This window comes from Polymorphospora sp. A560, assembly GCF_045781765.1.
Taxonomy (GTDB): domain Bacteria; phylum Actinomycetota; class Actinomycetes; order Mycobacteriales; family Micromonosporaceae; genus Polymorphospora; species Polymorphospora lycopeni.
The window spans coordinates 2,977,372-3,003,442 of record NZ_CP122282.1 but is presented as its reverse complement, the minus strand read 5'-3'; the positions used below and the strand labels follow the sequence as shown (position 1 = coordinate 3,003,442).

At 71.9% G+C, this 26,071-nt stretch carries 23 protein-coding genes; 9 read left to right on the top strand and 14 right to left on the bottom strand.

Annotated elements, in window-relative coordinates; translation table 11 throughout:
* Nucleotides 1-48: 48 nt before the first annotated feature.
* The 6 genes from QCD66_RS13530 to QCD66_RS13505 all read right to left on the bottom strand — a co-directional run bounded on the left by QCD66_RS13530 (nt 49) and on the right by QCD66_RS13505 (nt 6,035).
* The gene (locus tag QCD66_RS13530; RefSeq protein WP_375733796.1) at nt 49-891 is read right to left on the bottom strand and encodes an ABC transporter permease; all 843 of its coding nucleotides are present in this window, start codon (nt 889-891) and stop codon (nt 49-51) included.
* Nucleotides 888-1,712 carry an ABC transporter ATP-binding protein gene (locus QCD66_RS13525; protein WP_364218670.1) on the bottom strand — a complete coding sequence of 275 codons (825 nt, stop codon included), beginning with the start codon at nt 1,710-1,712 and terminating at the stop codon, nt 888-890. The genes QCD66_RS13530 and QCD66_RS13525 overlap by 4 nt, the downstream gene beginning before the upstream one ends.
* 70 nt (nt 1,713-1,782) lie before the next feature.
* Nucleotides 1,783-2,661: an ABC transporter permease subunit gene (locus tag QCD66_RS13520; protein WP_364218672.1), complete on the bottom strand. Its 879-nt coding sequence runs from the start codon at nt 2,659-2,661 to the stop codon at nt 1,783-1,785.
* Nucleotides 2,662-2,731: 70 nt separating this feature from the next.
* Entirely contained in the window at nt 2,732-3,760 is a 1,029-nt protein-coding gene (locus QCD66_RS13515) for a TIGR03842 family LLM class F420-dependent oxidoreductase (protein WP_364218675.1), read from the bottom strand.
* 20 nt (nt 3,761-3,780) lie between these two features.
* Entirely contained in the window at nt 3,781-5,181 is a 1,401-nt protein-coding gene (gene hydA, locus QCD66_RS13510) for a dihydropyrimidinase (RefSeq protein ID WP_375733795.1), read from the bottom strand.
* A gap of 14 nt (nt 5,182-5,195) precedes the next feature.
* Nucleotides 5,196-6,035 carry a nitrilase-related carbon-nitrogen hydrolase gene (locus QCD66_RS13505; RefSeq protein WP_375733794.1) on the bottom strand — a complete coding sequence of 280 codons (840 nt, stop codon included), beginning with the start codon at nt 6,033-6,035 and terminating at the stop codon, nt 5,196-5,198.
* 156 nt (nt 6,036-6,191) lie between these two features.
* On the opposite strand from QCD66_RS13505, the gene QCD66_RS13500 reads away from it, so the two are divergent.
* Together QCD66_RS13500 and QCD66_RS13495 are read left to right on the top strand one after the other, a co-directional pair.
* Nucleotides 6,192-7,565, top strand: coding sequence for an aminotransferase class I/II-fold pyridoxal phosphate-dependent enzyme (locus tag QCD66_RS13500; protein WP_364218680.1), 1,374 nt, complete (start codon nt 6,192-6,194; stop codon nt 7,563-7,565).
* 11 nt (nt 7,566-7,576) lie between these two features.
* Nucleotides 7,577-8,254, top strand: a complete 678-nt coding sequence (locus QCD66_RS13495) for an isochorismatase family protein (RefSeq protein WP_375733793.1) — start codon at nt 7,577-7,579, stop codon at nt 8,252-8,254.
* Here QCD66_RS13495 and QCD66_RS13490 read toward each other — a convergent pair.
* The 4 genes from QCD66_RS13490 to QCD66_RS13475 form a co-directional block, all read right to left on the bottom strand.
* Nucleotides 8,191-8,865, bottom strand: a complete 675-nt coding sequence (locus QCD66_RS13490) for a hypothetical protein (protein ID WP_375733792.1) — start codon at nt 8,863-8,865, stop codon at nt 8,191-8,193. The genes QCD66_RS13495 and QCD66_RS13490 overlap by 64 nt on opposite strands.
* A complete protein-coding gene (locus QCD66_RS13485) occupies nt 8,858-9,580 on the bottom strand; it encodes a TetR/AcrR family transcriptional regulator (RefSeq protein WP_375733791.1) in 723 nt (240 codons plus the stop codon). Before QCD66_RS13485 ends, QCD66_RS13490 begins: the two co-directional genes overlap by 8 nt.
* A gap of 68 nt (nt 9,581-9,648) precedes the next feature.
* Nucleotides 9,649-11,193: a ricin-type beta-trefoil lectin domain protein gene (locus tag QCD66_RS13480; RefSeq protein WP_364218688.1), complete on the bottom strand. Its 1,545-nt coding sequence runs from the start codon at nt 11,191-11,193 to the stop codon at nt 9,649-9,651.
* A gap of 120 nt (nt 11,194-11,313) precedes the next feature.
* Nucleotides 11,314-12,018: an MBL fold metallo-hydrolase gene (locus tag QCD66_RS13475; RefSeq protein WP_364218690.1), complete on the bottom strand. Its 705-nt coding sequence runs from the start codon at nt 12,016-12,018 to the stop codon at nt 11,314-11,316.
* 204 nt (nt 12,019-12,222) lie between these two features.
* Between QCD66_RS13475 and QCD66_RS13470 the strand changes: the two genes are divergently transcribed.
* A complete protein-coding gene (locus QCD66_RS13470) occupies nt 12,223-13,368 on the top strand; it encodes a cellulose binding domain-containing protein (protein ID WP_375733790.1) in 1,146 nt (381 codons plus the stop codon).
* Nucleotides 13,369-13,545: 177 nt separating this feature from the next.
* Here the strand turns inward: QCD66_RS13470 and QCD66_RS13465 are convergent, their stop codons facing one another.
* Entirely contained in the window at nt 13,546-15,060 is a 1,515-nt protein-coding gene (locus QCD66_RS13465) for a hypothetical protein (protein WP_364218694.1), read from the bottom strand.
* 145 nt (nt 15,061-15,205) lie between these two features.
* Here QCD66_RS13465 and QCD66_RS13460 point away from each other — a divergent pair, with 145 nt between their 5' ends.
* The 3 genes from QCD66_RS13460 (at nt 15,206) to QCD66_RS13450 (ending at nt 17,196) form a co-directional block, all read left to right on the top strand.
* A complete protein-coding gene (locus QCD66_RS13460) occupies nt 15,206-15,901 on the top strand; it encodes a DUF305 domain-containing protein (RefSeq protein WP_375733789.1) in 696 nt (231 codons plus the stop codon).
* Nucleotides 15,902-16,174: 273 nt separating this feature from the next.
* Nucleotides 16,175-16,522 carry a hypothetical protein gene (locus QCD66_RS13455; RefSeq protein WP_375733788.1) on the top strand — a complete coding sequence of 116 codons (348 nt, stop codon included), beginning with the start codon at nt 16,175-16,177 and terminating at the stop codon, nt 16,520-16,522.
* Nucleotides 16,519-17,196 carry a nucleotidyl transferase AbiEii/AbiGii toxin family protein gene (locus tag QCD66_RS13450; RefSeq protein ID WP_375733787.1) on the top strand — a complete coding sequence of 226 codons (678 nt, stop codon included), beginning with the start codon at nt 16,519-16,521 and terminating at the stop codon, nt 17,194-17,196. The genes QCD66_RS13455 and QCD66_RS13450 overlap by 4 nt, the downstream gene beginning before the upstream one ends.
* Before the next feature lie 73 nt (nt 17,197-17,269).
* Here QCD66_RS13450 and QCD66_RS13445 read toward each other — a convergent pair whose 3' ends face one another.
* From QCD66_RS13445 to QCD66_RS13435, 3 genes are all read right to left on the bottom strand, one after another.
* Nucleotides 17,270-17,776 (bottom strand): DUF2231 domain-containing protein, encoded by a 507-nt coding sequence (locus QCD66_RS13445; RefSeq protein WP_357543895.1) that lies wholly within the window; start codon nt 17,774-17,776, stop codon nt 17,270-17,272.
* Between the two features lie 184 nt (nt 17,777-17,960).
* Nucleotides 17,961-20,255: an accessory Sec system translocase SecA2 gene (gene secA2 / locus QCD66_RS13440; RefSeq protein WP_375733786.1), complete on the bottom strand. Its 2,295-nt coding sequence runs from the start codon at nt 20,253-20,255 to the stop codon at nt 17,961-17,963.
* A 64-nt stretch (nt 20,256-20,319) separates the two neighbouring features.
* Nucleotides 20,320-22,098 (bottom strand): ABC transporter ATP-binding protein, encoded by a 1,779-nt coding sequence (locus tag QCD66_RS13435; RefSeq protein WP_375733785.1) that lies wholly within the window; start codon nt 22,096-22,098, stop codon nt 20,320-20,322.
* A 237-nt stretch (nt 22,099-22,335) separates the two neighbouring features.
* Here QCD66_RS13435 and QCD66_RS13430 point away from each other — a divergent pair, with 237 nt between their 5' ends.
* The 3 genes from QCD66_RS13430 to ctaD all read left to right on the top strand — a co-directional run bounded on the left by QCD66_RS13430 (nt 22,336) and on the right by ctaD (nt 25,405).
* Complete coding sequence (locus QCD66_RS13430; protein WP_375733784.1) at nt 22,336-22,824, top strand: DUF4383 domain-containing protein; 489 nt, start codon at nt 22,336-22,338, stop codon at nt 22,822-22,824.
* Between the two features lie 137 nt (nt 22,825-22,961).
* Nucleotides 22,962-23,315 carry an STAS domain-containing protein gene (locus tag QCD66_RS13425; RefSeq protein ID WP_375733783.1) on the top strand — a complete coding sequence of 118 codons (354 nt, stop codon included), beginning with the start codon at nt 22,962-22,964 and terminating at the stop codon, nt 23,313-23,315.
* A gap of 86 nt (nt 23,316-23,401) precedes the next feature.
* Complete coding sequence (ctaD, locus tag QCD66_RS13420; protein ID WP_375733782.1) at nt 23,402-25,405, top strand: cytochrome c oxidase subunit I; 2,004 nt, start codon at nt 23,402-23,404, stop codon at nt 25,403-25,405.
* Nucleotides 25,406-26,071 lie beyond the last annotated feature (666 nt).

The window sequence follows — 26,071 nt, the reverse complement described above, 5'->3', positions numbered from 1 at the left end:
GGCCGCCGGGGGTGGCGGACCGGGCGGGCAGGTGCGGAGCGGGTCCGCTCAACCGGGCCGCCGCGCGCGCCACGGCGTCGCGAGACGTTCCAGGCCGAGTGCGACGAGATAGAAGACGAGCCCGAGTACGCACGCGCCGACCACGAAGGCCCAGGCCCGCGGGTACGCGGTGAGCGCCGCCGCCGAGGTGATCCGGGAACCGAGGCCGTCCTGGAGACCGCCGAAGTATTCCGCGACCACCGCCGCGATGACCGCCAGGGAGGAGGCCTGGCGCAGTCCGGTGAAGACGAACGGCAGCGCGCCGGGCAGCCGGACCAGCCGGGTGAAGGTCCAGCCCCGCACCGCGTAGCTGTCCATCAGTTCCCGGTGCGTCGGGTCGACCAGGCGCAGCCCGCGCGACGTGTTGACGAACACGGGGAAGAACACCACGATCGCGACCACCAGCCGCCGGGGGATGCTGCTGGTGGACTCGAACATGTTGTTGAGGATCGGGGCGAGCGCGATGATCGGCAGCGCGTTGAGCGCGGCCGCCACCGGCACCGACACCTCGCCCAGGAAACGGAACCGGCCGGCCAGCATCGCGGCGAGGATGCCGACCACGGCCCCGGCGACCAGGCCGACCAGGGCGTTGGCGCCACTGGCCAGACCGGCCTGCCAGATGACGGCGAGGTTGCCGCCGAACTCCCTCCCGATCGCCGACGGCGCCGGCAGGATGAACGGCGCCACCCGGCCGAGCACGACGGTCGCCTCCCACAGCAGCAGCCCGCCGACGCCGAAGATCAGCGGCGGCAGGACCGTACCCAGCGGGCCGCGACCGGACCGGCGGCGCCGGGACGCGGCGACCGGCGCGGCCGGATCGGCGGCCACCACCGGGTCGACGGTGCTGGTCACCGCTCCCCCACCGGCGTCGCCGGACCGGCCGCGGCGGGTACGGCACCGTCCGCCGGGCCACCGCGCAGCGCCCGCCGGACCCGGGTGATACCGGCGAAGAACTCCTCGGACTGCCGGGTCGCCTCCCCACGCGGGCCGAGATCGACCTCGACCACCTCGGTGATCCGCCCCGGCCGGGCCGACATCACCACCACCCGGTCGGACAGGTAGACCGCCTCCGGGATCGAGTGCGTGACGAAGATCGTGGTGGTGCCGGTGCTGGCACAGATCCGCAACAGCTCGTCCTGCAACCGTTCCCGGGTCATCTCGTCGAGCGCGCCGAACGGCTCGTCCATCAGCAGCAGCGGCGGATGCACGGCGAGGGCCCGCGCGATCGCCACCCGCTGCTGCATGCCGCCGGACAACTGGGCCGGATAGTGGTCGGCGAAGTCGGCGAGACCGACCAGGTCGAGCATCTCCCGGGCCCGTTCCCGGCGCTCGCGGCGGCCGGTGCCACGCAGTTCCAGCGGCAGTTCCACGTTGCGCGCCACGGTCCGCCACTCGAAGAGCCCGGCCTGCTGGAAGGCGATGCCGTACTCCTGGTCGAGGCGGGCCGTCCGGGCCGGCTTACCGGCGACGGTCACCGTACCGGTCGTCGGCGCGACCAGGTCGGCGACCAGCCGCAGCAGGGTCGACTTGCCGCAGCCGGACGGGCCGATCAGCGAGACGAAGCCACCCCGGCCGACGGTGAGGTCGACGCCGGTCAGGGCGGTCACCTCGTCGGGGCGGCCCGGGTTGAACACCTTGGTCACGCCGGTCAGCGCGACAGCGGTCTCGGTCACGGCGTCACCTCGCTCCGCTCGGCACCGCCGTGCCATCCACTGAGCCAACCGGTTCCCTCGCTCCGCTCGGTCACGGGAAAACCTTCCGCTGTCGGGACAACAGGAACTCCAGCGCGCCGACGACAGCCGCGACCACCAGCCCGAGCAGCGCCGCGCCGATCATCGCGGTGTAGACCTTCGCCGGGTCGGCGGTCGCCTCCCGGGAGTACTCGATCACCAGCCGGCCGATGCCGCCCCGGGTACCGGTCGAGATCTCGCCGACCACGGCGCCGACAACCGCGGCGGCGCCGGCCAGCCGCAGCGCCGGGAACAGGTACGGCAGCGACGCCGGCAACCGGAGCTTGACCAGGGTCCGCCACCAGCCGGCCGCGTAGCTGTGCATCAGTTCCTCGGCGATCGGCGCCGGCGACTGCAACCCGCGCAGCATCCCGACCGCGACCGGGAAGAACGCCAGGTACGAGGCGATCGTGGCGACCGACATCCACGGCTGCCACGGGTACGCCCCCAGCGACAGCCCGCCGCCCCAGCCGGCGATGACCGGGGCGAGCGCGATCAGCGGCACCGTCTGCGACAGCACCACGTACGGCAGCAGCCCCCGCTCGACCACCCGCAGCCGCTGCATCAGCACCGCGAGCAGCAGCCCCACCAGTGCCCCGAGTCCGAACCCGACCGCCACCGACCGCAGCGTGAACAGGCACGCCGACAGCACGACCAGGCCGATCGGGTCGCCGCCGGCGAGTTCCGGGTCGGCGAACCGGCCGACGATGTCGGCGACGTGCGGCATCGCCGCGTCGTCGGCCCGGGGCAGCAGCCGTACCCCGAGCACCACCGTCCCGTCCGGGTCACCGACCGCCTTGTAGCCCTCCCACAGCAGCACCCCGACGACCAGCGCCCCGACGACGCCCAGGGCCACCCGCGCCCGGCGCCGCCAGGTCTGTCCGAGACTCACGCGGCGACCTCGCTACGCTCGGCCGCCGCGTGCCAACCACCGAGCCCGATGGTTCGCCCGCCACGCTCGCTCACGCGGCCGCCGGGGTGGGCTTCGGCGTCTCGCCGCGCAGGGCCGGGATGACGTGCTCGCCGTACGCGGCGAGGGTGTGCTCCTTGTCGTCGTGCTGGAGGTAGACGGCGAACTGGTCGACGCCGAGTTCGCGCAGCACCCGCAACTTCTCCAGGTGCGCCTCGACCGGGCCGAGGACGCAGAACCGGTCGACGATCTCGTCCGGCACGAAGTCGGTGTGGCTGTTGCCGGCCCGGCCGTGCTCGGCGTAGTCGTAGCCCTGCCGGCCCCGGATGTAGTCGGTGAGCGCCGGCGGTACCGCGCCGCTGGCGCCGTACCGGGCGACGATGTCGGCGACGTGGTTGCCGACCATGCCGCCGAACCAGCGGGTCTGGTCGCGCTGGTGGGCCAGGTCGTCGCCGACGTAGGCGGGCGCGGCCACGCAGAACTTGATCGCGGCCGGGTCGCGGCCGGCCCGCTCCGCCGCGGAACGCACCGTGGAGATCATCCAGGCGGCGAGATCGGGGTCGGCGAGTTGCAGGATGTAACCGTCGCCGACCTCACCGGTCAGGGCCAGCGCCCGCGGCCCGTACGCGGCGACCCACACCTCCAGTTCGCCGCCGGCCGCCCACGGGAAGTGCACCTGGGCGCCCCGGTAGGTGGCGGCCCGCCCGTTGGCGAGGTCGCGGATGACGTTGACGCTGTCCCGCAGTTCGGCGATGGTCGTCGGCTGGTAGCCCAGCGTCCGCAGCGCCGAGTCGCCCCGGCCGATGCCGCAGACGGTGCGGTTGCCGTACATCTCGTTGAGGGTGGCGAACAGCGACGCGGTCACCGTCACGTCCCGGGTGCCGGGGTTGGTGACCATCGGCCCGACCATGACCCGGGAGGTCTCGGCCAGGATCTGCGAGTAGATGACGAACGGCTCCTGCCACAGCAGGTGCGAGTCGAACGTCCACACGTGGCTGAAGCCGGCCGCCTCGGCCTGCCGGGCCAGCCGGACGACCTCGCGGGCGGGCGGGTCGCACTGGAACACGACACCGATGTCCATGATGTTCAACTCCCCCGGGCTCAGACGAGGTACGACGACAGGCCGCGGGGCAGGTAGCGGCCGTGGCCCTTGCGGCCGTGGTAGGCGCCGCCGGCGACGACGACGGTGCCCCGGGAGATCACGGTGTCGACCTTGCCGGCGATCTCGTACCCCTCGTACGCCGAGTGGTCCATGTTCATGTGGTGGGTCTCGACGCTGATCCGCGTCCGGCCGGCCGGGTCGTAGAGCACGATGTCGGCGTCGGAGCCGGGGGCGATGACGCCCTTGCGCGGGTAGAGGCCGAACATCCGGGCCGGTGTGGTGGAGATCGTCTCGACCCAGCGTTCCAGCGACAGCTTGCCGTCGACGACGCCCTGGTAGACCAGGTCGACCCGGTGCTCGACACCGCCGATCCCGTTGGGGATCTTGGAGAAGTCGCCGAGGCCCAGCTCCTTCTGGTCCTTGAAGCAGAACGGGCAGTGGTCGGTGGAGACGATCGCCAGGTCGTTGCTGCGCAGGCCCTTCCACAGGTCGCGGTGGTGGTGTTCCTTGCCGCTGCGCAGCGGGGTGGAGCAGACCCACTTGGCGCCCTCGAAGCCGGGCGCGCCGAGCTGGTCCTCCAGCGTCAGGTAGAGGTACTGCGGGCAGGTCTCGGCGAAGACGTTGCGGCCGGCGTCGCGGGCCGCGGCGACCTGTTCCAGGGCCTGGCTGGCCGACAGGTGCACGATGTAGAGCGGGCAGTCCTGGGCCACCTCGGCGAGCCGGATGGCCCGGTGGGTCGCCTCGGCCTCCATCGCCTCGGGTCGGGTCAGCCCGTGGTGGACCGGGTCGGTCTCGCCGCGGGACAGGGCCTGCTGGACGAGCACGTCGATCGCGATGCCGTTCTCGGCGTGCATCATGATCATCGCGCCGTTGTCGCGGGCCTTCTGCATCGCCCGCAGGATCTGGCCGTCGTCGGAGTAGAACACCCCCGGGTACGCCATGAACAGCTTGAAGCTGGAGATGCCCTCGTCGGTGACGAGCTGGTCCATCGCCTTGAGCGAGTCGTCGTCGACGCCGCCGAGGATCATGTGGAAGGCGTAGTCGACGTGGCAGTTGCCCTCGGCCTTGGCGTGCCAGGCGGCGAGCCCGTCCTGCACCACCTCGCCGGTGCGCTGCACGGCGAAGTCGATGATGGTGGTGGTGCCGCCGAAGGCCGCCGCCCGGGTGCCGGTGTCGAAGGTGTCCGAGGCGTTGGTGCCGCCGAACGGCAGCTCCATGTGGGTGTGCGCGTCGATCCCGCCCGGAATGACGTACTTGCCGGTGGCGTCGACGGTCTCGACGCCGTCGGGGCCGCCGCCCGGAACGAACAGCGCGGCGATCTTCTCGCCCTCGACGAGCACGTCGGCGGGGTACGAGCCGCTCGGGCCGACGACGGTGCCGCCGGTGATCAGCAGGGACATGGTGGTCGGCTCCCTTACGGCTTGACGAGGCTGTCGTAGGCGTCCGGGCGGCGGTCGCGGTAGAACGCCCACCGGTCGCGTACCTCGTCGAGCAGGCCCATGTCGAGGTCGCGCACGATCAGTTCCGGGTTGTGGTCGTCGCCGACCTCGCCGACGAACTTGCCCTCGGGGTCGACGAAGTACGACGTGCCGTAGAAGTCGTTGTCGCCCAGGTCCTCGACGCCGGTGCGGTTGATCGCGCCGATGAAGTACTCGTTGGCGACCGCGCTGGCCGGCTGCTCCAGCTTCCACAGGTAGGCCGACAGGCCGCGACTGGTCGCCGACGGATTGAAGACGATCTTGGCGCCGGCCAGGCCGAGCGCGCGCCAGCCCTCCGGGAAATGCCGGTCGTAGCAGATGTAGACGCCGATGCGGCCGACCGCGGTGTCGAAGGTGGGGTATCCGAGGTTGCCGGGGCGGAAGTAGAACTTCTCCCAGAAGCCTTTGACCTGCGGAATGTGGGTCTTCCGGTATTTACCGAGGTAGCTGCCGTCGGCGTCGACCACGGCCGCGGTGTTGTAGAGGACGCCGGGCTGTTCCTGCTCGTACATCGGCAGCACCATGACCATGCCCAACTCGGCGGCGAGGGCCTGGAACCGCTCGGTGGTCGGGCCGGGCACCGACTCGGCGTACGAGTAGAACTCCTTGTCCTGCACCTGGCAGAAGTACGGGCCGTAGAACAGTTCCTGGAAGCAGATGACCTTGGCACCCTGGGCGGCCGCCTGGCGGGCGTACTCCTCATGGGCCTTGATCATCGACTCCTTGTCACCGGTCCAGTTCGTCTGCACGATCGCGGCACGGACGATGTCCGCCATGACCAATCCCTCCTCGTCGCCGCGTCGTCGCGGCGCTCGTCGGCGTGGAGCTTTTTTCGGACCTTGTGGATTTCCGGACGGATGGCGTAGGACTTTAGTGACACAAGTCCGGGTGGACAATAACCAATTCGTTACGGCGGATTGCGGAGAAGTAACATGCTGCAGCTCATCGCCGAAGCGGTCAACGACCGTACCGCCCGTGGGATCGCCGCGGCGGTGAGCCGTCTGGTGCGCGACGGCACGCTGCCCGCCGGCACCCGCCTGCCGACGGTCCGCGTCGTCGCCCGCGAACTCGGGATCAGCCCCACCACGGTCAGCGAGGCGTGGCGCTCGCTGGCCGGTGCCGGCGCGATCCAGACCCGGGGGCGCTCCGGCACCTACGTCCTCGCCCCGATCCGGCCCCGGCACCGGATGCGGTACGCCCGGCTCACCGCCAGCCCCGCGACCCTGCCGCACGACCTGTCCACCGGGGTACCCGACCACGACCTGCTGCCCGACCTCGCCCCGGCGCTGCGCCGCATCGGCGACACCCGGCTCACCCCCAGCTACCTCGAGGAGCCGGTGCTGCCCCGGCTCGAGGAGGCGCTGCGCGAACGGTGGCCGTACCCGCCGCAACGGCTCACCGTCGTCGACGGCGCGCTCGACGCGCTGGACCGGATCCTGGCCCGCACCGTCCACTTCGGCGACCGCGTCCTGGTCGAGAACCCGACCTTCCCGCCGATGCTCGACCTGCTCGAGTCGGTCGGCGCGGTGCCCGTACCGGTGCCGATGGACGACGAGGGCCTGGACCCGACCGCACTGGCCGCCGCCCTGTCGGACGAGCCGGCCGCGCTGGTCCTGCAACCACGGGCGCAGAACCCGACCGGGATCTCGATGTCGGCGGCGCGGGCCGCCGCGCTCGCCACCGTCCTGCGCCCCCACCCGGGGCTCACCGTCATCGAGGACGACCACGCCGGCGACATCGCCTCGGCACCGGCGCTGTCGCTCGGCGAATGGCTGCCCGACCGGGTCGTACACGTCCGCAGCTTCTCCAAGTCGCACGGCCCCGACCTGCGGCTCGCCGCGATCGGCGGCCCGGCGCAGGTGGTGACCGCGGTCGCCGACCGCCGGCTGCTCGGGCCCGGCTGGTCCAGCCGGGTGCTCCAGGGCGTACTGCTCGACCTGCTCACCGACCCGGACGCGCTCCGGGCCGTCGCCACAGCGCGCGCCGAGTACGCCCGCCGCCGCGTGCGGCTGCTCACCGCCCTGGCCGGGCACGGCGTGCGGGCGTCGGCCGCCGACGGCATCAACCTGTGGCTACCCGTGCACGACCAGCAGGTGGCGATGCTGGCGCTGGCCGGCCACGGGATCGCGGTCGCCCCCGGTACGCCGTTCGAGGTCGGACCGCTCGGCGGCGACCACGTACGGGTCACCGCCGGCCTCGTCCGCGGCGGCTTCGACGAGCTGGCCACCGTGCTCGCGGCCGCCGCCGGCGCACCCCGGAGGGCCAGCGGCCGCCGCACCCGGGCGCTGTACCGCGGCGGCCGGTAGGGTCGACCGCCATGGCGGCCGACGGGCAGCGCAGGGTCCACGCATGGCTGATCGAGGATCGGGAGTACGCCCGGCAGGAGGCGCGGCGCGGCCGGCGGCACGCGTTCGGCCACCTCGATCCACACCGGACGGCACTCGTGGTCGTCGACATGGTGCCGTTCTTCGTGACGCAGAACGAATACTGCCGGGGCGTGGTGCCCAACATCGGCCGGATCGCCGACACCCTGCGCCGGGCCGGCGGGACGGTCGCCTGGGTGCTGCCCGGGGCGGACGGGCAGCCGGCGGTGGCCGTCGAGTTCTACGGGCCGCGGGTCGCCGAGATGTACCGACGCTCGGGTGGCACCGGCCCGCTTCGGGACCGGCTGTGGCACGAGTTCGAGATCCACGACGGCGACCTGCTGGTCGAGAAGACCGCGGCGAGCGCCTTCTTCCCGGGCCGGTCCCCGCTGCCCGACCTGCTCGCCGCACGGGGTGTCGACACGGTCCTGATCACCGGCACGGTCACCAACGTCTGCTACGAATCGTCCGCGCGGGACGCCAGCACCCTGGGCTATCGGGTCATCATGGTCGCCGACGCCAACGCGGCACTACGGGACCGGGATCACAACGCCGCGCTCCACACGATCTACCGCACGTTCGGTGACGTGCGGCCCACCGTCGACGTCGTCGCGATGATCGAGGCGTCCTGAGTCCGGCGCGGCCCTTCGGGGACGGCGTGGGCGAGCACCAGTTTCAGCGTCAGTACGGCCGGCAGCCACCAGAAGCCGTCCGGTCCCGGCACCGCCGGTGCGGCGAAGACCGTCCCGGTCACCACCAGTAGGGCGGCCGGGCGGGCCAGGTGGGCGGGCAGCCGGTTCACCAGTACGGTGCCGGCCAGCGCGACGGCCCACCAGAGGGTTCCCCACCACCACACGCCACCGGCGAAGAGCAGCCCGATGGCGATCGGCTGGACGTGCACGGCCGCGAAGCCGACCGGGTGGTGCAGGAACCGGCCGGTCGCCCGCAGGTGGGCCGGGGGCGGACCGTGGTAGAAGCGCTTGGCGGAGTCGAGCCCGTTGGCGACCACGCCGCCGGCCAGGTCGACGACGAGCACGGCCGCCACCAGCACCCGCCACCACGACCAGTCCAGATCGAGGGCGGCGACGCCGACGGCGGCCAGGCCGGCCGCGGCGGCCAACCAGGCGAACACCTGCTCGGCCCGGGTCGCGCCGGGACCGAAGAGCCAGCCGCCGGCTCCGGGCCGGCCGGCCGCCCCGCTCCGGCTCGGCGGCACGGCGGCGGGCAGCGGGTGGTCAGTCATCGTCGGCCTCCAGCAGGGTGGCGAGGATGGCGACGGCGCCGTCGGCCGCCAGGTCGCGATCGAGCATCCGGTGCAGGAGCAGGCCGTCGAGGGCGGCGGTGAGCAGCGTCGCGGTGTCGGCCCGCCGGGCGGTCGTCCAGTGTGGATGTAGCTGACCGAGCCAGTCGGCGATCCGCCGCCGGGCGTCGGCGAACGCCTCGCGCAGCACCTGGCCGACCTCGGGTTCGCGGATGGCCGCGGCGGTGATCTCGACGGTGAGCCGGGCCGCCCGGTCGTCGCCGGGCAGTCCGGCCGCGGCCCGGACCAGTTCGCCGGCGGCCCGGGGGTCGGGGCAGCCGACCAGTTCGTCGACGACGGGCCGGACGAGCAGGTCGGTGGCACGGCGGGCGATCTCGACGCGGAGCCGGGGCATGCCGCCGAAGTGGTAGTGGACGAGCCCGACGTTGGCGCCGGCGCGGGCGGCGACGAGCCGGCTGGTCACCGCCGGCCAGCCGGATTCGGCGAGCAGGTCGAGGCCGGCCTCGACGAGGTCGGTCCGCCGCCGGTCACCGCGCCCCGGACCGTCGGACCCCGGGCCACCGCCCGCCGGGTCGCCACCCCCTGGGCCGCTCCCGTCACTTGGGCCGTTCTCACCACCTGGGCCAAGCCCATCACCTGGGCCGTTCTCACCACCTGTGTCATCCGCACCATTTGGTCGGTCGACTAACTTAGTCACTCGACCAAATTAGCACGCGGCAAAGAGCCCCTCCCGCGCCTGACCGCGGAAGGGGCTCCGCTACCGGATCAGCCGCGCCGCCACTTCTGGTTGGCGCCGCCGAGGCACTCCCACAGGACCAGCCGGGCCCCGTCGTTGGAGTTCCAGCCGCTCACGTCGACACACTTGTTGGCCTGCGGGTTGACCAGGTCACCCGCGCCGCTGAGGACGAACTGCTGGGCCGGGTTGCCGCTGCAGCGCGCCAACTGGATCACCGCGCCGTTGGCGGTGGAACCCCAGGCGACGTCCATGCACAGCCCGAAGGCGCGGATCGTGCCGTCGCCGGGGAACGTCCAGTTCTGCGCGTTGGTGCCGTTGCACGTCCACAGGTGCAGGTACTGGCCGTCGACCCCGTTGGAGCTCGGCACGTCGATGCACTTGTTCGCGTATCCGATGATCCGGCTGGTGCTGCCGCCACCGGTGGTGACCAGGGTGAGGCCGTACGCGCCGAGGATCTCGTTGACCGGCTGGAAGTACATCGTGCCGCCGGTCGTGCAGTTGCCCGAACCGCCGGAGGTCACGCCCTGCGCCTGGTTGCCGGAGACCCACGCCCCGCCGGAGTCGCCACCCTGGGCGCAGGCGTTGCTACGGGTCATCCCGTATACCGCGCCCTGGGCGTAGTTGACGGTGACGTTCTTGGCCTGGATCACGCCGCAGCGCCAGCCGGTCGTCCGGCCCGAACGGCACACCGAGGCGTTGATCGCCGCCTCCTGCGAGCCCGCCACGGTCACGTTGCCACCGGCGTAGTTGTTGACCCACGGCCGCGGGGTCCAGTTGGCGTTGGTCTGCACCCAGCCGTAGTCGTTGCCGGGGAACGACGAGCCGCGCACGGTGCCCTGCGCGACGTTGTTGTAGCCGGCGGTGCCGCTGCCGACACCGCCGCAGTGCCCGGCGGTCACGAACCCGCCGACCACCGAGAACCCGACCGAGCACAGCGTGTTGCCGTTGATCAGGTACTGGTCGCCGCCCCGGATGTCGTACATCGTGCGGGGTGCCTCGGTCGAGGCGACGACCCGCACCCCGCGGGCGTCGGCGCCCGCGCCGCGGACGAACGAGTCGGCGGCGCCCGTACCCTCGGCGACCACCACGACACTGTTGCTGGCCGGGTCGACGTACCAGGCGTGGACGGCGGAACCGGCCTTGCGGGCGTTGGCGTCCAGCGTCGCCCGGGTCGAGTCGAGCTGCTTCTCGGTACGGGTCACCAGGCGCGGCTGCGCACCGGCGGCGCGTACGGCGGCGGCGTCGGCGGCCGACGTCACGCCGACCACCAGGCGGCTGCCGTCGCCCTCGAGCCAGGCGCCGCCGAAGGACGTACCCAGGCTGGCGCGCAGCCGGCGTTCCAGGGCCGGCGCGGCGGCCTCGGTCGCCAGCCGGGCTCTGGCCTGCTCGGCGGTGAGCTTGAGGTCGCGTTGCATGGCGGCGAGCATCGGGGCGGGCACGTCGACGGGGGCGACGACGACGGGGGCGGCGTCCGGGGCTTCGGCGGGCGCGGCGAGGGCGGGGGCGGCCGGGATCGCCACCAGCGTCGCGGCGACGGTGGCCGCGGACGCGAACGCACTCAGGGTCCGTCTCATGCGGACTCCCTTCGGGGGTACGGCGTACTGACGAGGACGTGAGAGCGCTCTCTCTAAAGAGTCTTCACTGTTTCGACACGACCTGTCAATACATGCAAACCCGCCGATAGAAGCAGGTCGTCAGCTCCCGGAGGGCTCCCAGACCGCCCCGTCGTGGGCGAAGACGACCCGCCGGGGATCGAACTCCAGCAGCCGGTCGACCCACGGCCGGTAGTCCGGCAGCGGCGCGGCCACACCGTCGCGCCCGGCCCGCCGGGCCAGCTCGTCCGACCCGAACTGCGACGCGAAGTCGTGCGCCTGCCCGGCGAGCACCACCGTGCCGTCCGGCTCCCGGACCACCAGCGACTGGTGCCCGGCGGTGTGCCCGGGCGTCGGAACCACCCGGACCCCCGGCCAGATCTCGGCCTCGCCGTCGACCTCCCGGTAGCTGACCCCGGCGAAGTCCACCAGTTCCGGGAACGTGTAGTCACCGGCGCGGGCGGTGGCCAACTCGGTCGCCTGGACCAGGATGGGCCGGCCGGCGAAGAGCGGGTTGCCGCCGCAGTGGTCGAAGTGCAGGTGGCAGTTGACCACCACCGACACGTCGTCGACGGCCACCCCGACCGCCGCCAGCGCCCCGGCCAGCGGGCGCCGCACCGGGCGGTAGTGCGCCTCGGTCTCCGGGTCGGCGGCCCCGATGCCGGTGTCGAACAGCAGCAGCCCCTCCGGCCGGCGCACCAGGTAGGCCAGCACCGGCTCCACCCTCGGCAGCGGACCGCCGACCTCGTCGGCCGGTCGGACGAAATATCCCAGGTCCAGCCTGGACACGGTTGCATGCGGGGTCACCGCCCCATCCTCGCCCGCCCCGGCCCGCGCCGCCATTCCGCCCCGCCGGCGGGCATTGCTGTCATGCCGCACCGCGGCCGGCATTGCTGCCATCCCGCACCACGGCCGGCATTGCTGTCATCGACGGGAGCTGATTGAATACGGCGGGAGCACCGGGCCGTCAGACCTCACTTTCTCCATCACCGTGACAGGAGACGGTTCCCCATGCTCCGAAGGCCCACCCGCCGGGCACTCCCGGCCGCGGTCGCCACCGTGCTCGGCCTGCTCGCCGCCACCGCGGTGGCCGCCCTGCCCGCCGTCGCGGGCACGCCCGACCCACGACCCGCATCCGGCCCCGCCGCCCTCGCGGCCGCCGCCCCCACCCGCGTCATGCCGCTCGGCGACTCCATCACCGGCTCGCCCGGCTGCTGGCGCGCCATGCTGTGGAACTCGCTGACCGCCGCCGGTCACACCGACATCGACTTCGTCGGCACGCTCGGCCCGCAGGGCTGCGGAGTGCCGTACGACGGCGACAACGAGGGCCACGGCGGCGCACTGGTCACCACGGTCGCCAACCAGAACCAGCTGCCCAACTGGCTGTCGGCGACCCGCCCCGACATCGTCCTGATGCACTTCGGCACCAACGACGCCTGGAGCAACGTGCCGACGGCGACCATCATCGCGGCGTACGACAAGCTCGTCGACCAGATGCGGGCCAGCAACCCGGCGACGACGGTTCTCGTCGCGCAGCTCATCCCGATGGCGCCGCCCACCTGTGGCGAGTGCGGGCAGCGGGTGGTCGCGCTCAACGCGGCGATCCCGGCCTGGGCCGCCGCCAAGAGCAGGGCGGGATCGCCGGTCGTGGTCGTCGACCAGTGGACCGGATTCAGCACCGCCACCGACACCTACGACGGGGTGCACCCCAACGCCGCCGGCGACCGGCGGATCGCCGACCGGTGGCTGCCGGCCCTGACCGCCGCCCTCGGCGGGGTCACCCCGACCACCCCGCCACCGACCACCCCGCCACCGACGACGCCGCCAACCACTCCACCGCCCACCACCCCGCCGCCGGTCGGCGGGTGCACCGCCACCCACCGGATCGTCAACCAGTGGCAGGGCGGCTTCCAGGGCGAGGTGACCGTACGCGCGGGGACGGCGTCGATCGGCGGCTGGACGGTGCGGTTCAGCTACGCCGGCGCCGAGCAGGTCACCCAGGCGTGGAACGCGACCGTCACCCAGACCGGCCGGGCGGTGACCGCCGGCAACGTCGGCTGGAACGGTTCGCTCAACCCGGGTACGTCGGTGACGTTCGGCTACCTCGGCACCGGCACCCCCGCCGCGACCCCGGCGGCGACCTGCACCAGCCCCTGACGCCCGCCCCCGTCCGGCGGGTGTTCTCCCGCGATCAGGGAGTAGTCGTGCCGGATCCGTCCGGTTCAGGACTACTCCCTGATCCCCGGGCTGCGGCCCGTGAGGGGCGGGAAAACGGGACCGGCCCGGCTCCCCGAATCGGGGAGCCGGGCCGGTGGTCGGTCCGCCGGTGGCGGATCAGAAGTCCCAGTAACCGGGCTGGGTCTGGACGTTGAGCTCCGGGAACCACTGGAGCTTGGCGGTCCAGGTACGCCAGTCGTTGATCTCCAGTACGTCCAGTCCCTTCTGGATGTCGCTGGAGTAGATGTAGCCGTTGTAGTAGTAGGTCGACCAGGCGCCGCCGGTCACGATGCGGTTCGCGTCGACCGGGCCGCGCTCCCAGTAGCCGATCTCGAACGGCCGGGCGGAGTCGGTGAAGTCCCACACCGAGATTCCGCCCTGGTACCAGGCCTGGACCATGATGTCGCGACCGAGGACGGGGATCAGCGATCCGTTGTGCGCCACGCAGTTCTCGGTCGGGCCGTTGGTCCGCGGGATCTTCCAGTAGTTCTTGAAGACCAGCTTGCGGTTGTCGCCCCGCCCCTCCAGGTGGTAGATCGCGTTGGCGCCGCGGGTCGGGCCGATGGTCGGGTTGCAGGTCGGCGCGCCACCGCCACCGAGCTCGTCGGTGAAGACGATCTTGCTGCCGTCGTTGGTGAACGTCGCCGAGTGCCAGAACGCGAAGTTGGTGGTGTCGCGGACGGTGTGGATCACCCGCGGCGCCTCACGGTTGGCGATGTCGAAGAGCACGCCGTCGCCCATGCAGGCGCCCGCGGCGAGGTCCTTCTTCGGGAAGACCGTGATGTCGTGGCAGCCGCTCGTCGTCGAGCTGCCGTTGCCGCCCGGGTTGCCGCCGTCCGGGAAGAGCACCGGGGCCGACAGCACGTGGGCGTCGGTCGGGGCCCGCACCGGCACCTTGACGATCGAGATCAGGTCGTGCGGCGGCTGGCAGTCGGGGAACGACGCGTTGGGGCCGTACGACGAGACGTAGAGGTAGACGTTGCGGTGGTCCTTGCCCGGCACCAGCGTGTGGGTGTGCGAACCGCAGTTGGTCTCGACGGACTTGATGTAGCGCGGGTTGCGCTTGTCCTTGACGTCGAAGATCTTGATGCCCTCCCAGGACGCGGCGTTGCTCGCCGTCTGGGAGACGCTGGAGCAGGAGTCGTCGCTGCGCGACGAGTCGGTCGACAGGAAGAGCAGGTCGCCGTAGATCGAGACGTCGTTCTGCGCGCCGGGGCAGAGCACCTGCGACGTGATCTTCGGCGAGCGCGGGTTCTTGATGTCGTAGATGACGAACCCGTCGTAGTTGCCGACGAAGGCGTAGCGCCCCTGGAACGCGATGTCCGTCCCCAGGGCGGCCTGCGTGTTGAACGGCGCCTGCTTCGGGACGTTGGCGATCTGCCGCATGTTGCGGCTGCTGGCGATCTCGTCGACACCGAGATCGGCGCCGGTCGTGTCCATCGCCGTGAGTTCCTGCTCGGTCAGGCACAGCTCGGCGAAGTCGTCACCCGATCCGACGAGTGGGGCGCACTGGTCGACCGGTGCCTGCGCGTTGCCGGGTACGGCGGCCACGAGGTTGACGAAAAGGAGGGCTGCCGCCCCCACCGCCAAGAACTTGAACTGCCGCGCCCCAGGTAGGGAAGGTTTGTTCATAGCGGCACCCCTCACAGGGATAAGGGATTGATGATGCTGGACACCTTACCGACGACCAGCAGCCATCGATGTGATGTGGGTCACATTGATGACCTTTCGGGAACCAATACACTCCCGACAATCCCCACCCGCACCGGAGGTGCCCGTGACGTCGACGCACCGGCGCACCATCGCCGCCATCGCGGGCGCGGCCGTACTGGTCGTCGGCATCGTCATGGCCGGTTTCCTGCGCGGTGACGGCGACGACACCGGCGCCGCCCGGCCCACCGCGGCCGCGTCGCCGACGCCGGTCGAACCGGCGGCCCCGGTCGTGGTGCCCGGCCGCCCGGGCGAGTCGGCCTCGGTCGTCGCCCCCGACCAGATCCCGACCAACCCGGGCCAGACCTACAACACCATGGACACCTGGTTCCTGCGGATGATGATCCCGCACCACACCCAGGCACTCCAGATGGCGACGCTCGCCGCCGACCGGGCCGAGAACCCGGGCCTGGTCGCCATCGCCGACCGCATCCGGTCCAGCCAGGCCCCGGAGATCCTGGTGATGCGGGCCTGGCTGGAGGCGCGCGGCATCGACGCCGACGCGGCGGGGCACGGTCACCAGAGCGAGGGCATGGCCGGCATGCAGACCCCCGGGGCGATGCGGGACCTCGCCGCCGCCCGGGGCGCGGACTTCGACCGGAAGTTCGTGGCGATGATGATCAGCCACCACGAGGGCGCGATCCGGATGGCCACCGACGTCCTGCGGGCCGGCATCGACGTCGAGGTGGAGAAGCTCGCCAACGACGTAGCCGCCGAGCAGGCCGCCGAGATCACCCGAATGCGCGCCCTCCTACCAACCTGACCCCCACTCCCCACCCCGCCCGCCCGCCCGCCTCCATGATCCGCGTGATCAGGGACCAGGTCGGGCGTGTCGTCGGCGCGTCGGGGTACAGGGCCCCTGATCACGCGGATCTTCACGAGCCCCCGGATCAAGCGGATCTTGAGGCGACCCCGTCTCCCCGATGCGCGATCATGGAGACGATGGGCCGGATTTGAGGTGGTTTGTCGCGCAAGTTCACCTTGATCGGCGCGACGAGGTGGTGCGGGCGGTCGAGCAGGACCTACGCTGTGACGCATGGGTGCCGTGACGGGTCAGCCGCCGGGGGCCGTGCTCCATCCGGCCCGGCCCGGTCGCGCCGCGCGCGTCATCGGCGACCTCGCCGAGTTGCGCGGTCCGGTCCGCGGCACCGTGGAGCTGCCCGTCCGGCTGTTCTGGGCGCCGGACCGCACCTTCGACCTCGACGATCCCGTCGAGCTGCGCTGGATGTACGAGAACGTGCTGCGCGAGGCGATCCGCGGTGACGAACTGCGCCGCTGGCTCGACGGCAACACCCTCGTGCGGCTGTGGCCGACCCTCAACCTGCCCCGCGGAGTCCGCCGGGCCTGGGAGGGCCGGCACGCCCAGTTGCGCCGCGCGACGTGACCACCGCACCATCCCTGGACCCGATCTTCGCCGACGTCGCCCGTATCGCCCTGGGGGTCGCCCGCCGGCACGGCTTCGCCCTCGGTGGCGGTCTCGCGCTGGTGCTGCACGGCGTCGTGCACCGTCCGACCGAGGACATCGACCTGTTCAGCGACATCGACGCGCCGGTCGGCGCGGCGCGTGACGAGGTGCGGGCGGCGCTCGAGGCGGCCGGTTTCGACGTACGGGCCGAGGAGCCGGACAGCGAGCTGGGCGATCTGTTCCACGGCTTCGACCACGACCTCGCCGACCTGGTCGTCGGGCGGGAGGGCCGGGAGCTGCGGCTGACGCTGGGCCGCCTCGACCGGCACCGGGCGCCGGTGGTGATGGACCTCGGGCCGGTCATGCACATCGACGACCTGGTGGCCGGCAAGATCGCGGCGCTGGTCAACCGGCGCGAGGTGCGCGACTACATCGACGCGGCCGCGGCGCTGCAACGCTACGACCTGGGCGAACTGCTGGCGTTGGGGCACCGCGCCGATCCGGCGCTGGATCCCGAGGACGTCGTCCGGGTCGGCGCCCACCTGGACGCGATGGACGACCGGCTCTTCGGCCGCTACGGGCTCACCCCGCCCGCGATCGCCGAGCTGCGGGCCAAGCTGGCCGGCTGGCCCCGTCCCGCAGACGCCGCCTGACACCGGGCCGGACCACGCCGCCGGCCGAACCCGGGCGACCGGGCGGCGCGGCCGCGATCCCGGCCCGGGCCGGTCAGCGGGCGGTGGCGCGGTAGATCGTGCCCCGGCCGATCTCGGCGGTCGGCCGCAGCGCGTCGAAGGTGGTGGCGTCGTCGGCCGCCTCGTCGAACCGGCGCACCAGGATGGCGCCCAGCCGTACGCCGAACGCGCCGACGGCGAGGGCGAGCAGTTCGACGGCGACGAGCCCGCCGTTGGCGCCCCGGTCGGCGGTGCCGGCCCGCATCAGGCACACCAGCACGAACAGCGCGGCCATGCCGGCGTTGACGAGGTTGAACGTGACGACCGTACGGCGGGTCGGGCCGGCCGGCACGTCCCACAGGTCGATCATGCCGGCGACGGCGGTGAGCGCCGCGGCGACCAGCCCGGCCACGGTGATCCAGTAGCTGACCTCGCCCAGGAACGCCGGCCCGCCGCCGACGTCGGCGATGTCGAACAGGGTCGCGCACACGAACAGGCCGAGCGGGAACGTCACCAGCATCGGCTGGATCGGATGGCCCGACACCTTCAGACGACTATTCACCGTGACCACTCCCCCAGGTCCGTCAACAGTGCCGTTGCCATCGGTACCCCTGCCAGGGTGGCAGAAACCACCCCGCACGGGACAGACATGCCTGGAGCGTGTATTCGGGCATCACCCGACCGGAGGACGGCCGGCGCCGGGCCCCTCCCGAGATGACGGAAGCGGCCCGGCGTACGTCGTACGGTCAGCGACCGCCGGAGGTGAGCCGGCGGCCGACCGCGGCGATGAGCCGGTCGAGTTCGGACCCGAACGGGTTGTCGTGGACCAGGTAGGTCCAGGTGGCGCTCGGGCGGGTCAGCTCGGACTCGTCGGGCTCCCAGTCGTCGCCGAACTCGGTCTCCTCGAACGTCTCCACGGTGCGTTCCTCGATCGCCGGCATCAGCGCGTTGAACGCGGGCACCGCGGCCCGGTGGAACTCGTCGAGCGGGTCGAGACGGCCGAGCGCCCGCAGGTGTACGCCCTCACGCACCTCGGACAACTCGGCGAGGTGCTCGGCCCACAGCCGGTCGAGGTGGTAGAGCGCGATCGACCGGGCCGCCCGGGACAGAATGTCCTCGTCGAGGTCACCGGCCTTCTCCGGGCAGCGGTCGAGCAGCATCAGCGCGGCGACCTCGCTGGTGAGCAGCCGCTCGCGCCGCTCCGCGAGGGCCTTGCGCTGCTGCTCGATCACGACGCTGTAGCGCCAGGTGTTGCGGTGGATCTCGTGGTTGACGCCCTCGGCGATGCGCTGAGCGTGCTCGACGGCGAAGTCGACCTGGTCGTCGGTGACCAGGCCGTCGGCGTTCATCCGCGGCGAGGCCGGTACGGCGTCCGGGGCGTGCCGTACGACGAGGTCGTCCTCGAGGCTGACGAAGAAGACCGAGGCGCCCGGGTCGCCCTGCCGGCCGGCCCGGCCACGCAACTGGTCGTCGACGCGGCGGCTGTCGTGCCGCCCGCTGCCCATCACGTAGAGACCGCCGAGTTCGGCAACCCGCTCCCGATCGGACTGGTCGCTGCCACCGAGCCGGATGTCGACACCGCGGCCGGCCATCTGGGTGGAGACGGTGACCGCGCCGTACGCGCCGGCCTCGGCGATGATCGCCGCCTCCTCGTCGTCGTTCTTGGCGTTGAGGACGACGCACTGCACACCGGCGGCTTCCAGGCCCTTCGCCAGCGCCTCGGACTCCTTGACGTCGAGGGTGCCGACCAGCACCGGCCGGCCCTCCTGGTGGCAGCGGGCGATCTCGTCGATCAGCGCCTCGTCCTTCTCCGCCCGGGTGGCGTAGATGCGGTCCGGCTCGTCGACGCGGATGCACGGGGTGTTCGGCGGGATGACCGCGACCTCGAGCTTGAAGAACTCGCGGAGCTGGTCGCCGACGAGGACGGCGGTCGCGGTCATGCCGCAGACCGTCGGGTAGAGCGCGATGTAGCCCTGGACGGTGATGGTGCCGAGCACCTCGCCCTCGGCGGTGGCGTTCAAGCCCTCCTTGGCCTCGACGGCGGCCTGGAGGCCGTCCGGCCAGCGGCGCCGCTGGGCGACCCGGCCGCGCATCTCGTCGACGAGTTCGACGCCGCCGTTGCGGACGATGTAGTCGACGTCGCGGTGCAGCAGCGCGTGGGCGTGCAGGGCGACGTTGACCGCCGACAACTGGGCGACGTTCTCGTCGGCGTAGAGGTTGATGTCGCCGAGCTTGGCCTCGACGGTCGCCAGGCCGTCACTGGTGAAGGCCACGCTGCGGCCGTCCTCGGCCACCTCGAAGTGCTTGCCGGGGCGCAGGCCCTTGACCAGTTCGGCGGCCGAGTGCACCGGGTCCTGCTCGCCGGGGACCGAGCCGGCGAGCACCATCGGCACCCGGGCCTCGTCGATCAGGATCGAGTCGGCCTCGTCGACGATGGCGGTCGCCAGCGGCGGCCGGACCTTGTCCTCGATGTCGGTGACGAGCTGGTCGCGCAGGAAGTCGAAGCCGGCCTCGCTGACCGACACGTAGGTGACGTCCCTGGCGTACGCCTCCTTGCGCTCCTCCGGCGTGGACGCCTCGGTGACCCAGCCGACGGACAGGCCGAGCAGGGTGTAGACCGGCTCCATCCACTGCGCGTCGCGGCGGGCCAGGTAGTCGTTGACGGTCAGCACGTGCACCGGGCCGTTGCCGCGCCGGACGTGGCCGTACGCGGCGATGGTGGCGGTCAGCGTCTTGCCCTCACCGGTGGCCATCTCGGCGACCTTGCCGGCGAGCAGCGACATCGCGCCGAGGAGCTGGACGTCGTACGGCCGCTGGTCGAGGCCGCGTTTGGCGGCCTCACGCCCGACCGCGCAGATGTCGGTGAAGCTCTCGGCCTTGCCGGCCGCCTCGGTCAGCTCGGCGTCGTCGAGCGCGGCCAGCTCGTCCTCGCGCTTCTCGATCGCCGGCAGGAGCTTCTCCAGCGGGGCCAGATCGACCGTGGTCCCCGGGCGCTGGAGGAAACGCCGGACCCTGTTCTTCAACCGTTGCGACACACCCATGAGCGGAAACGGTACGCGAAACCTCGCCGGCTTCCAGTCCCCACCTCCGCCGGATCGGCGTGGATCAGGGAACGAGGAGTTGGTGGGTGGCCAGTTCGCGGTAGAGGTCGCTGGATTCGGTCAGTTCGCGGTGGGTGCCGGTGGCGACGACCCGGCCGTGGTCGAGCACCACGATCTGGTCGGCGTCGACCACGGTCGACAGCCGGTGGGCGACGATCAGGAGCGTCCGGCGTACGGCCACCGCGTCGATCGCCCGGCGCAGCGCCGCCTCGTTGCGCGCGTCGAGGTTGCTGGTCGGCTCGTCGAGCAGCAGGATCGGCGGGCCGGCGAGCAGGGTACGGGCGATGGCCAGCCGTTGCCGCTCGCCGCCGGACAGCAGCACGCCGCCCTCGCCGACCTGGACGTCGAGCCCTTCCGGGGCGCGGTCGGCGATACCGCGCAGGTTGACCTCGTCGAGTACGGCGTACATCTGGGCGTCGGTCGCCTCGGGCGCGGTCAGCCGCAGGTTCTCGCGCAGCGTGCCGGCGAGCACCGGCGCCTCCTGCTCGACGTAGCCGAGTTGGGCGCGCAGCGCGGCGCGGGGCAGGTCCCGGATGTCGCGGCCGGCCAGCCGTACCGTCCCGCTGTCCACCTCGTAGAACCGCTCGACGAGGCTGAGCAGCGTCGACTTGCCGGCGCCGGAGGGGCCGACGAGCGCGGTACGGGTGCCGGGGGCCACGGCGAAGCTGACGTCGTGCAGGATCGGCGGCCCGCCGGCGTACCCGAATCCGACCCGGTCGAACTCGAGGGCCGCCCCGGCCGACGCGGCGGCGGCAGCGGTGCCGGTCGGGACGGCGCCGGGCCGGTCGGTCGCGCCCTCGACCGGCAGCTCGAACATCTCCTCGATGCGCTCCAGCGCGCCGAGGCCGCTCTGCAACTGCGTGTAGGCGCGCAGGGCCTGCCCGAGCGGCAGGACCAGGAAGAACAGGAACATGATGAACGCGACCAGGTCGCCGACGCTGATCGCGCCGTTGGCGACCCGGGCGCCGCCGACGCCGAGCACGAGCAGGAACGAGCCCTGGATGGCGGTGGTGCTGGCCGGGCCGATCAGGGCCTGCAACCGGGCCACCCGCAGGCCCGCGTCGTACGCCTCGGTGGCGCTGCCGGTGACCCCGGCCGTCTCCCGGTCCTCGGCGCGGGAGGCCCGGATGGTGCGGGCGGCGGTGATCGCGCGCTCGATCGTGGAGGTCATCTCGCCGATCCGGGCCTGTGCCTCGCGGGACAGGCCACGGATCCGGCGGGCGAAGACGAGGCCGATGGTCAGCCCGGCGGACACCCCGACCGCGGTGACCCCGAAGAGCAGCGGGTCGAGCAGCAGCATCGCGACGGTCGCGCCGACCACCATGATCGAGCCGGTGACCAGCTCGAACATGCCCGAGGTCACGACCGCGCGCAGCAGGGTGGTGTCGGCGCCGACCCGGGAGAGCAGGTCGCCGGTGCGGCGCCGGTCGTACTCGGTGATCGGCAGCCGGAGCAGGTGGCCGGCGAGCCGCCGCCGGGTGTGCAGGACGACCCCTTCGGCGGTGCGTTGCAGCAGGTAGTCGCGCAGCCCGGACAGGGCGGCGCCGACCACCAGCAGGACGACGAGCAGGGCGACGACGCCGGCGACCGGCCGGGCGGCACCGATGCCGTCGAGCACGGCCCGGGTCAGCAGCGGCTGGGCCAGCGACGCCCCGGCGCCGACCAGGGAGAGCACGGCGACGACCGCGAGGGTGCCGCGGTGGTCACGCAGGTACGGCAACAGGGCCGACAGCCCGACCCGCCGGCCGCCGCCGGCACCGCGCCCGCCGGCCGTCCGACGCACCCTGAGCCCTTTCGTGGCCCCGCCCCGCTCGGTCACGCACCCGCCCCGCTCCGCTCGGTCATGCCGATACGTTATCCGCCTCCCGGCGCCGCCCCGTTCCCCGTGCCGCCTTCCCGCCACCTCGCCCCGATCCGCCGGATCCGTCCGGCGCCGCGTCCGCGATCGCGGCGGACGGTCGTTTGTGACCGGGGCGGACGGGAACGCGTGACCGGATCACGTCGATGGAGGTGAAGCGACATGGTGAGCAGAAGCGGTGCCCCGACTGCCCGGGCCACGATGGCCCGCAGCACGACGGGACGACCGTTGGCCCGTACGTTCGCGGCCACGGCCGGCACAATCTTCCTGATTATCGGGATCCTCGGGTTCATACCGGGCATCACCACGGACTACCACGCCCTGCAGTTCGCCGGGCACCACTCCGAGGCGAAGCTGCTGGGCATCTTCCAGACCTCGGTACTGCACAACATCGTGCACCTGGCCTTCGGCGTCGCCGGGCTGGCGATGTCGCGTACGGCCGCCGCCGCCCGCACGTTCCTGATCGGCGGTGGTGCGATCTACCTGATCCTGTGGCTCTACGGGCTCGCCGTCAGCTACGACAGCCCGGCGAACTTCATCCCGCTGAACACCGCCGACAACTGGCTGCACCTCGGCCTCGGCGTCGGGCTGATCGCCCTGGGCCTGATCTCGAGCCGCGGCGCCGGTCAGCGGCCACCGGCCCGCCGCTGACCGCTACCGGCCGCGCCGGCCCGGACGACCCCGCCGCCTCCCGCTCCGTCGGGAGGCGGCGGTCGCCTGCTGGCATGGCCTTTGAGGCCAATGGGTACGGTTGTCGCCGCAGTGGTGGCAGCGGAGGTGGGGGTGGTATGGCGCTCGACGTACGGACCGAGTCCGCCGGCGACGGCAGGGTGGTCGTCCGGGTGCGCGGCTACGTCGACCTCGAGACCGAGGAGCGGCTCGGTCAGGAACTGACCACCGCGCTGTCCCGGCCTGGCGTCACCGAGGTCACCGTCGACCTCGCCGAGGTGCCGTTCCTCGACTCGAGTGGCGTACGCGTGCTGCTCGACGGCCGATCGACCGCCCTGGCCCGCGGCGCCGCCCTCGCCGTACGCGACCCGCAACCCGTCGTCGACCGGGTGCTGCGGATCACCGGTGTCGCCGAACTGCTCGGCCTGCCGCCCGACGGCGACGGCCCGGGAGCGCGGATAGCGCCCGCCTGACCTTTTTCCACCCCGGATGTTTCGACGTCCCGCGAAGGGGTAGGCACGGCCGACTTTTCGCGCGGTCGTGGACGGGGTGAGGGCGTATGGCCAGGCAGGGGACGCCGACCGAGGAGCGCGGCCGGACACCGATCATCGTGGCGCCGGGCCGCATCACCGGCTACCCCGGTCCGGTACGGCGCAGCCCGCGCGGCTCCGCGCTGGCCAAACTGCTCGGCACCACCGACGCCAAGCAGATCGGGATGCTCTACCTGATCACGTCGTTCGGGTTCTTCCTGATCGCCGGCATAATGGCGCTGCTGATGCGCGCCGAACTGGGTCAGCCCGGGATGCAGTTCCTCTCCCCCGAGCAGTACAACCAGATGTTCACCCAGCACGGCACGATCATGATGTTCCTGTTCGCCACCCCGCTGGTGTTCGGGTTCGGCAACTACGTCGTACCGCTGCAGGTGGGTGCCCCGGACGTGGCGTTCCCCCGGCTCAACGCGCTGGCGTACTGGCTCTACCTGCTCGGCGGGCTGCTCGTCGTCGGCGGCTTCCTCACCCCGGGCGGTGCCCCGGACTTCGGCTGGACCGCGTACCCGCCGCTCAGCAGTTCCGCCCACAGCCCGGGTCCCGCCGCCAGTATGTGGATCATCGGGTTGGTGCTCTCCGGCCTCGGCACCATCCTCGGCTCGGTCAACCTCATCACCACCATCGTCATCCTGCGCGCCCCCGGCATGACGATGTTCCGGATGCCGCTGTTCACCTGGAGCATCCTGATCACCGCGCTCATGGCGATCGTGGTCTTCCCGTTCCTGGCCGCGACCCTGCTCGCCCTGTTCGCCGACCGCCAGCTCGGCGCCCACGTGTACGACCCGTCGCACGCCGGCCCGGTGCTCTACCAGCACCTGTTCTGGTTCTTCGGCCACCCCGAGGTCTACATCGTCGCGCTGCCGTTCTTCGGCATCATCAGCGAGATCATCCCGGTCTTCGCCCGCAAGCCGCTGTTCGGCTACAAGGGCATGGTCTTCGCCATCATCGCCATCTTCGCCTACTCCATGATCGTGTGGGCACACCACATGTTTGCCACCGGAGTGGTCCTCCTGCCGTTCTTCGCCGGCGCCACCTTCATCATCGCCGTACCCACCGGGATCAAGTTCTTCAACTGGATCGGCACCATGTGGAAGGGCCAACTGACCTTCGAGACACCGATGCTGTTCGCCGCCGGCTTCCTGGTCACCTTCCTGCTCGGCGGCCTGTCCGGGGTGCTGCTGGCCAGCCCGCCGGTCGACTTCCACGTGACCGACAGCTACTTCGTCGTCGCGCACTTCCACTACGTGCTCTTCGGCACGATCGTCTTCGCCGCGTTCGGCGGCATCTACTTCTGGTTCCCCAAGATGACCGGACGCATGCTCGACGAGCGGCTCGGGAAAATCCACTTCTGGACCATGTTCGTCGGCTTCCACATCACCTTCCTCATCCAGCACTGGCTCGGCGCCGCCGGCATGCCCCGCCGGTACGCCGACTACCTGCCCACCGACGGCTTCACCACCTGGCACGCCATCTCCACCATCGGCTCCTTCGTCCTCGGCGTCTCCACCCTCTTCTTCATCTGGAACGTCTGGAAGTCGTACCGGTTCGGCCGCGCCGTCGACGTCTACGACCCGTGGGGATTCGGCAACTCGCTGGAATGGGCGACCACCTGCCCGCCGCCGCTGCGCAACTTCGACAAGATGCCCCGCATCCGCTCCGAACGCCCCGCCTTCGACGCCAAGTACGGCCCACTCGTCGCCGACCTCGGCCGCGACCTCCCGCAGCGGTCCACCAAACCGCCGCAGGACATCACCGAAGAACTCCACCCCGCCCGGCCCACCCCGGCCGACATCGCACCCAGTGCCGAAGGCGCCCACGGCGCCCACGCCGCCCGCGACTGGCACCCCGACCCGCACTCCGGCGCCCGCTCCGTCAACGTCCCCGACCCCGACGAGGTACGCCGCGAACACTTCGAACCCAGCGAGCCCGACGAACACCTGCGCGGTGAGGACCGTGGTGGTCGGCTCGCCAACGAACGCTGGCGCACCGGCCGCCACTCCGAAGAAGAAGACTGAGTTAGCTGGCCTCGCCTCCGGCGAGGCTGGCTCGCTCCGCTTCGCGCCGCCTGAGTGCACCGTCTTCACCCTGCGGGCATGACGGCTTCGCCGCATGTCCTCGGGCTCCAGACGGTGCGGCGGCGCTCGGTCGACTCGCGACTCTGGTCGCGGTCAGCCCTGTCCGTCGCTTGCTTCGTCGAGATGTCCGGGGTCCTCGGTGGTGACCGCCGTCGCACAACTGGCGGCCACTGTCCACTTCGTCGTAATCGTGGGCGGTGAACGTTGTTGATCTGAGCGGGAGGGACCTTATCCGGCGCGGGTAGGGTCTCTCCCGCTCAGATCAACGTCACGCCCGGCAGTACCCGCGAGAGGTCGCCGTGACGGTTGTCCCTTTTGTTCCGGTCAGGGCTGCGGGCGGCGCTGCGGCGGTCAGGGTGAGCGCCAGCGGGTCCTACCGGGGCGATCGGTCGCGGACCCGCGACGTTCGGCGAAGCAAGCGACGGACAGCCCTGAACCGCAACCCAGGTTGCGAGTCGACCGAGCGCCGCCGCACCGTCTGGAGCCCGAGGACATGCGGCGAAGCCGTCATGCCCGCAGGGTGAAGACGGTGCATTCAGGCGGCGCGAAGCGGAGCGAGCCGTCCGAGCGAAGCGAGGACCAACAAGCTCAGCGAGGCCAGCAAGC

Excerpts from the sequence above, each read along its gene's own strand:
- QCD66_RS13515 (WP_364218675.1), bottom strand. The coding sequence starts at position 3,760 with ATGGACATCGGTGTCGTGTTCCAGTGCGACCCGCCCGCCCGCGAGGTC.
- hydA (WP_375733795.1), bottom strand. The coding sequence starts at position 5,181 with ATGTCCCTGCTGATCACCGGCGGCACCGTCGTCGGCCCGAGCGGCTCG.
- QCD66_RS13505 (WP_375733794.1), bottom strand. The coding sequence starts at position 6,035 with ATGGCGGACATCGTCCGTGCCGCGATCGTGCAGACGAACTGGACCGGT.
- QCD66_RS13500 (WP_364218680.1), top strand. The coding sequence starts at position 6,192 with ATGCTGCAGCTCATCGCCGAAGCGGTCAACGACCGTACCGCCCGTGGG.
- QCD66_RS13495 (WP_375733793.1), top strand. The coding sequence starts at position 7,577 with ATGGCGGCCGACGGGCAGCGCAGGGTCCACGCATGGCTGATCGAGGAT.
- QCD66_RS13490 (WP_375733792.1), bottom strand. The coding sequence starts at position 8,865 with ATGACTGACCACCCGCTGCCCGCCGCCGTGCCGCCGAGCCGGAGCGGG.
- QCD66_RS13480 (WP_364218688.1), bottom strand. The coding sequence starts at position 11,193 with ATGAGACGGACCCTGAGTGCGTTCGCGTCCGCGGCCACCGTCGCCGCG.
- QCD66_RS13470 (WP_375733790.1), top strand. The coding sequence starts at position 12,223 with ATGCTCCGAAGGCCCACCCGCCGGGCACTCCCGGCCGCGGTCGCCACC.
- QCD66_RS13465 (WP_364218694.1), bottom strand. The coding sequence starts at position 15,060 with ATGAACAAACCTTCCCTACCTGGGGCGCGGCAGTTCAAGTTCTTGGCG.
- QCD66_RS13455 (WP_375733788.1), top strand. The coding sequence starts at position 16,175 with ATGGGTGCCGTGACGGGTCAGCCGCCGGGGGCCGTGCTCCATCCGGCC.
- secA2 (WP_375733786.1), bottom strand. The coding sequence starts at position 20,255 with ATGGGTGTGTCGCAACGGTTGAAGAACAGGGTCCGGCGTTTCCTCCAG.
- QCD66_RS13430 (WP_375733784.1), top strand. The coding sequence starts at position 22,336 with ATGGTGAGCAGAAGCGGTGCCCCGACTGCCCGGGCCACGATGGCCCGC.
- QCD66_RS13425 (WP_375733783.1), top strand. The coding sequence starts at position 22,962 with ATGGCGCTCGACGTACGGACCGAGTCCGCCGGCGACGGCAGGGTGGTC.
- ctaD (WP_375733782.1), top strand. The coding sequence starts at position 23,402 with ATGGCCAGGCAGGGGACGCCGACCGAGGAGCGCGGCCGGACACCGATC.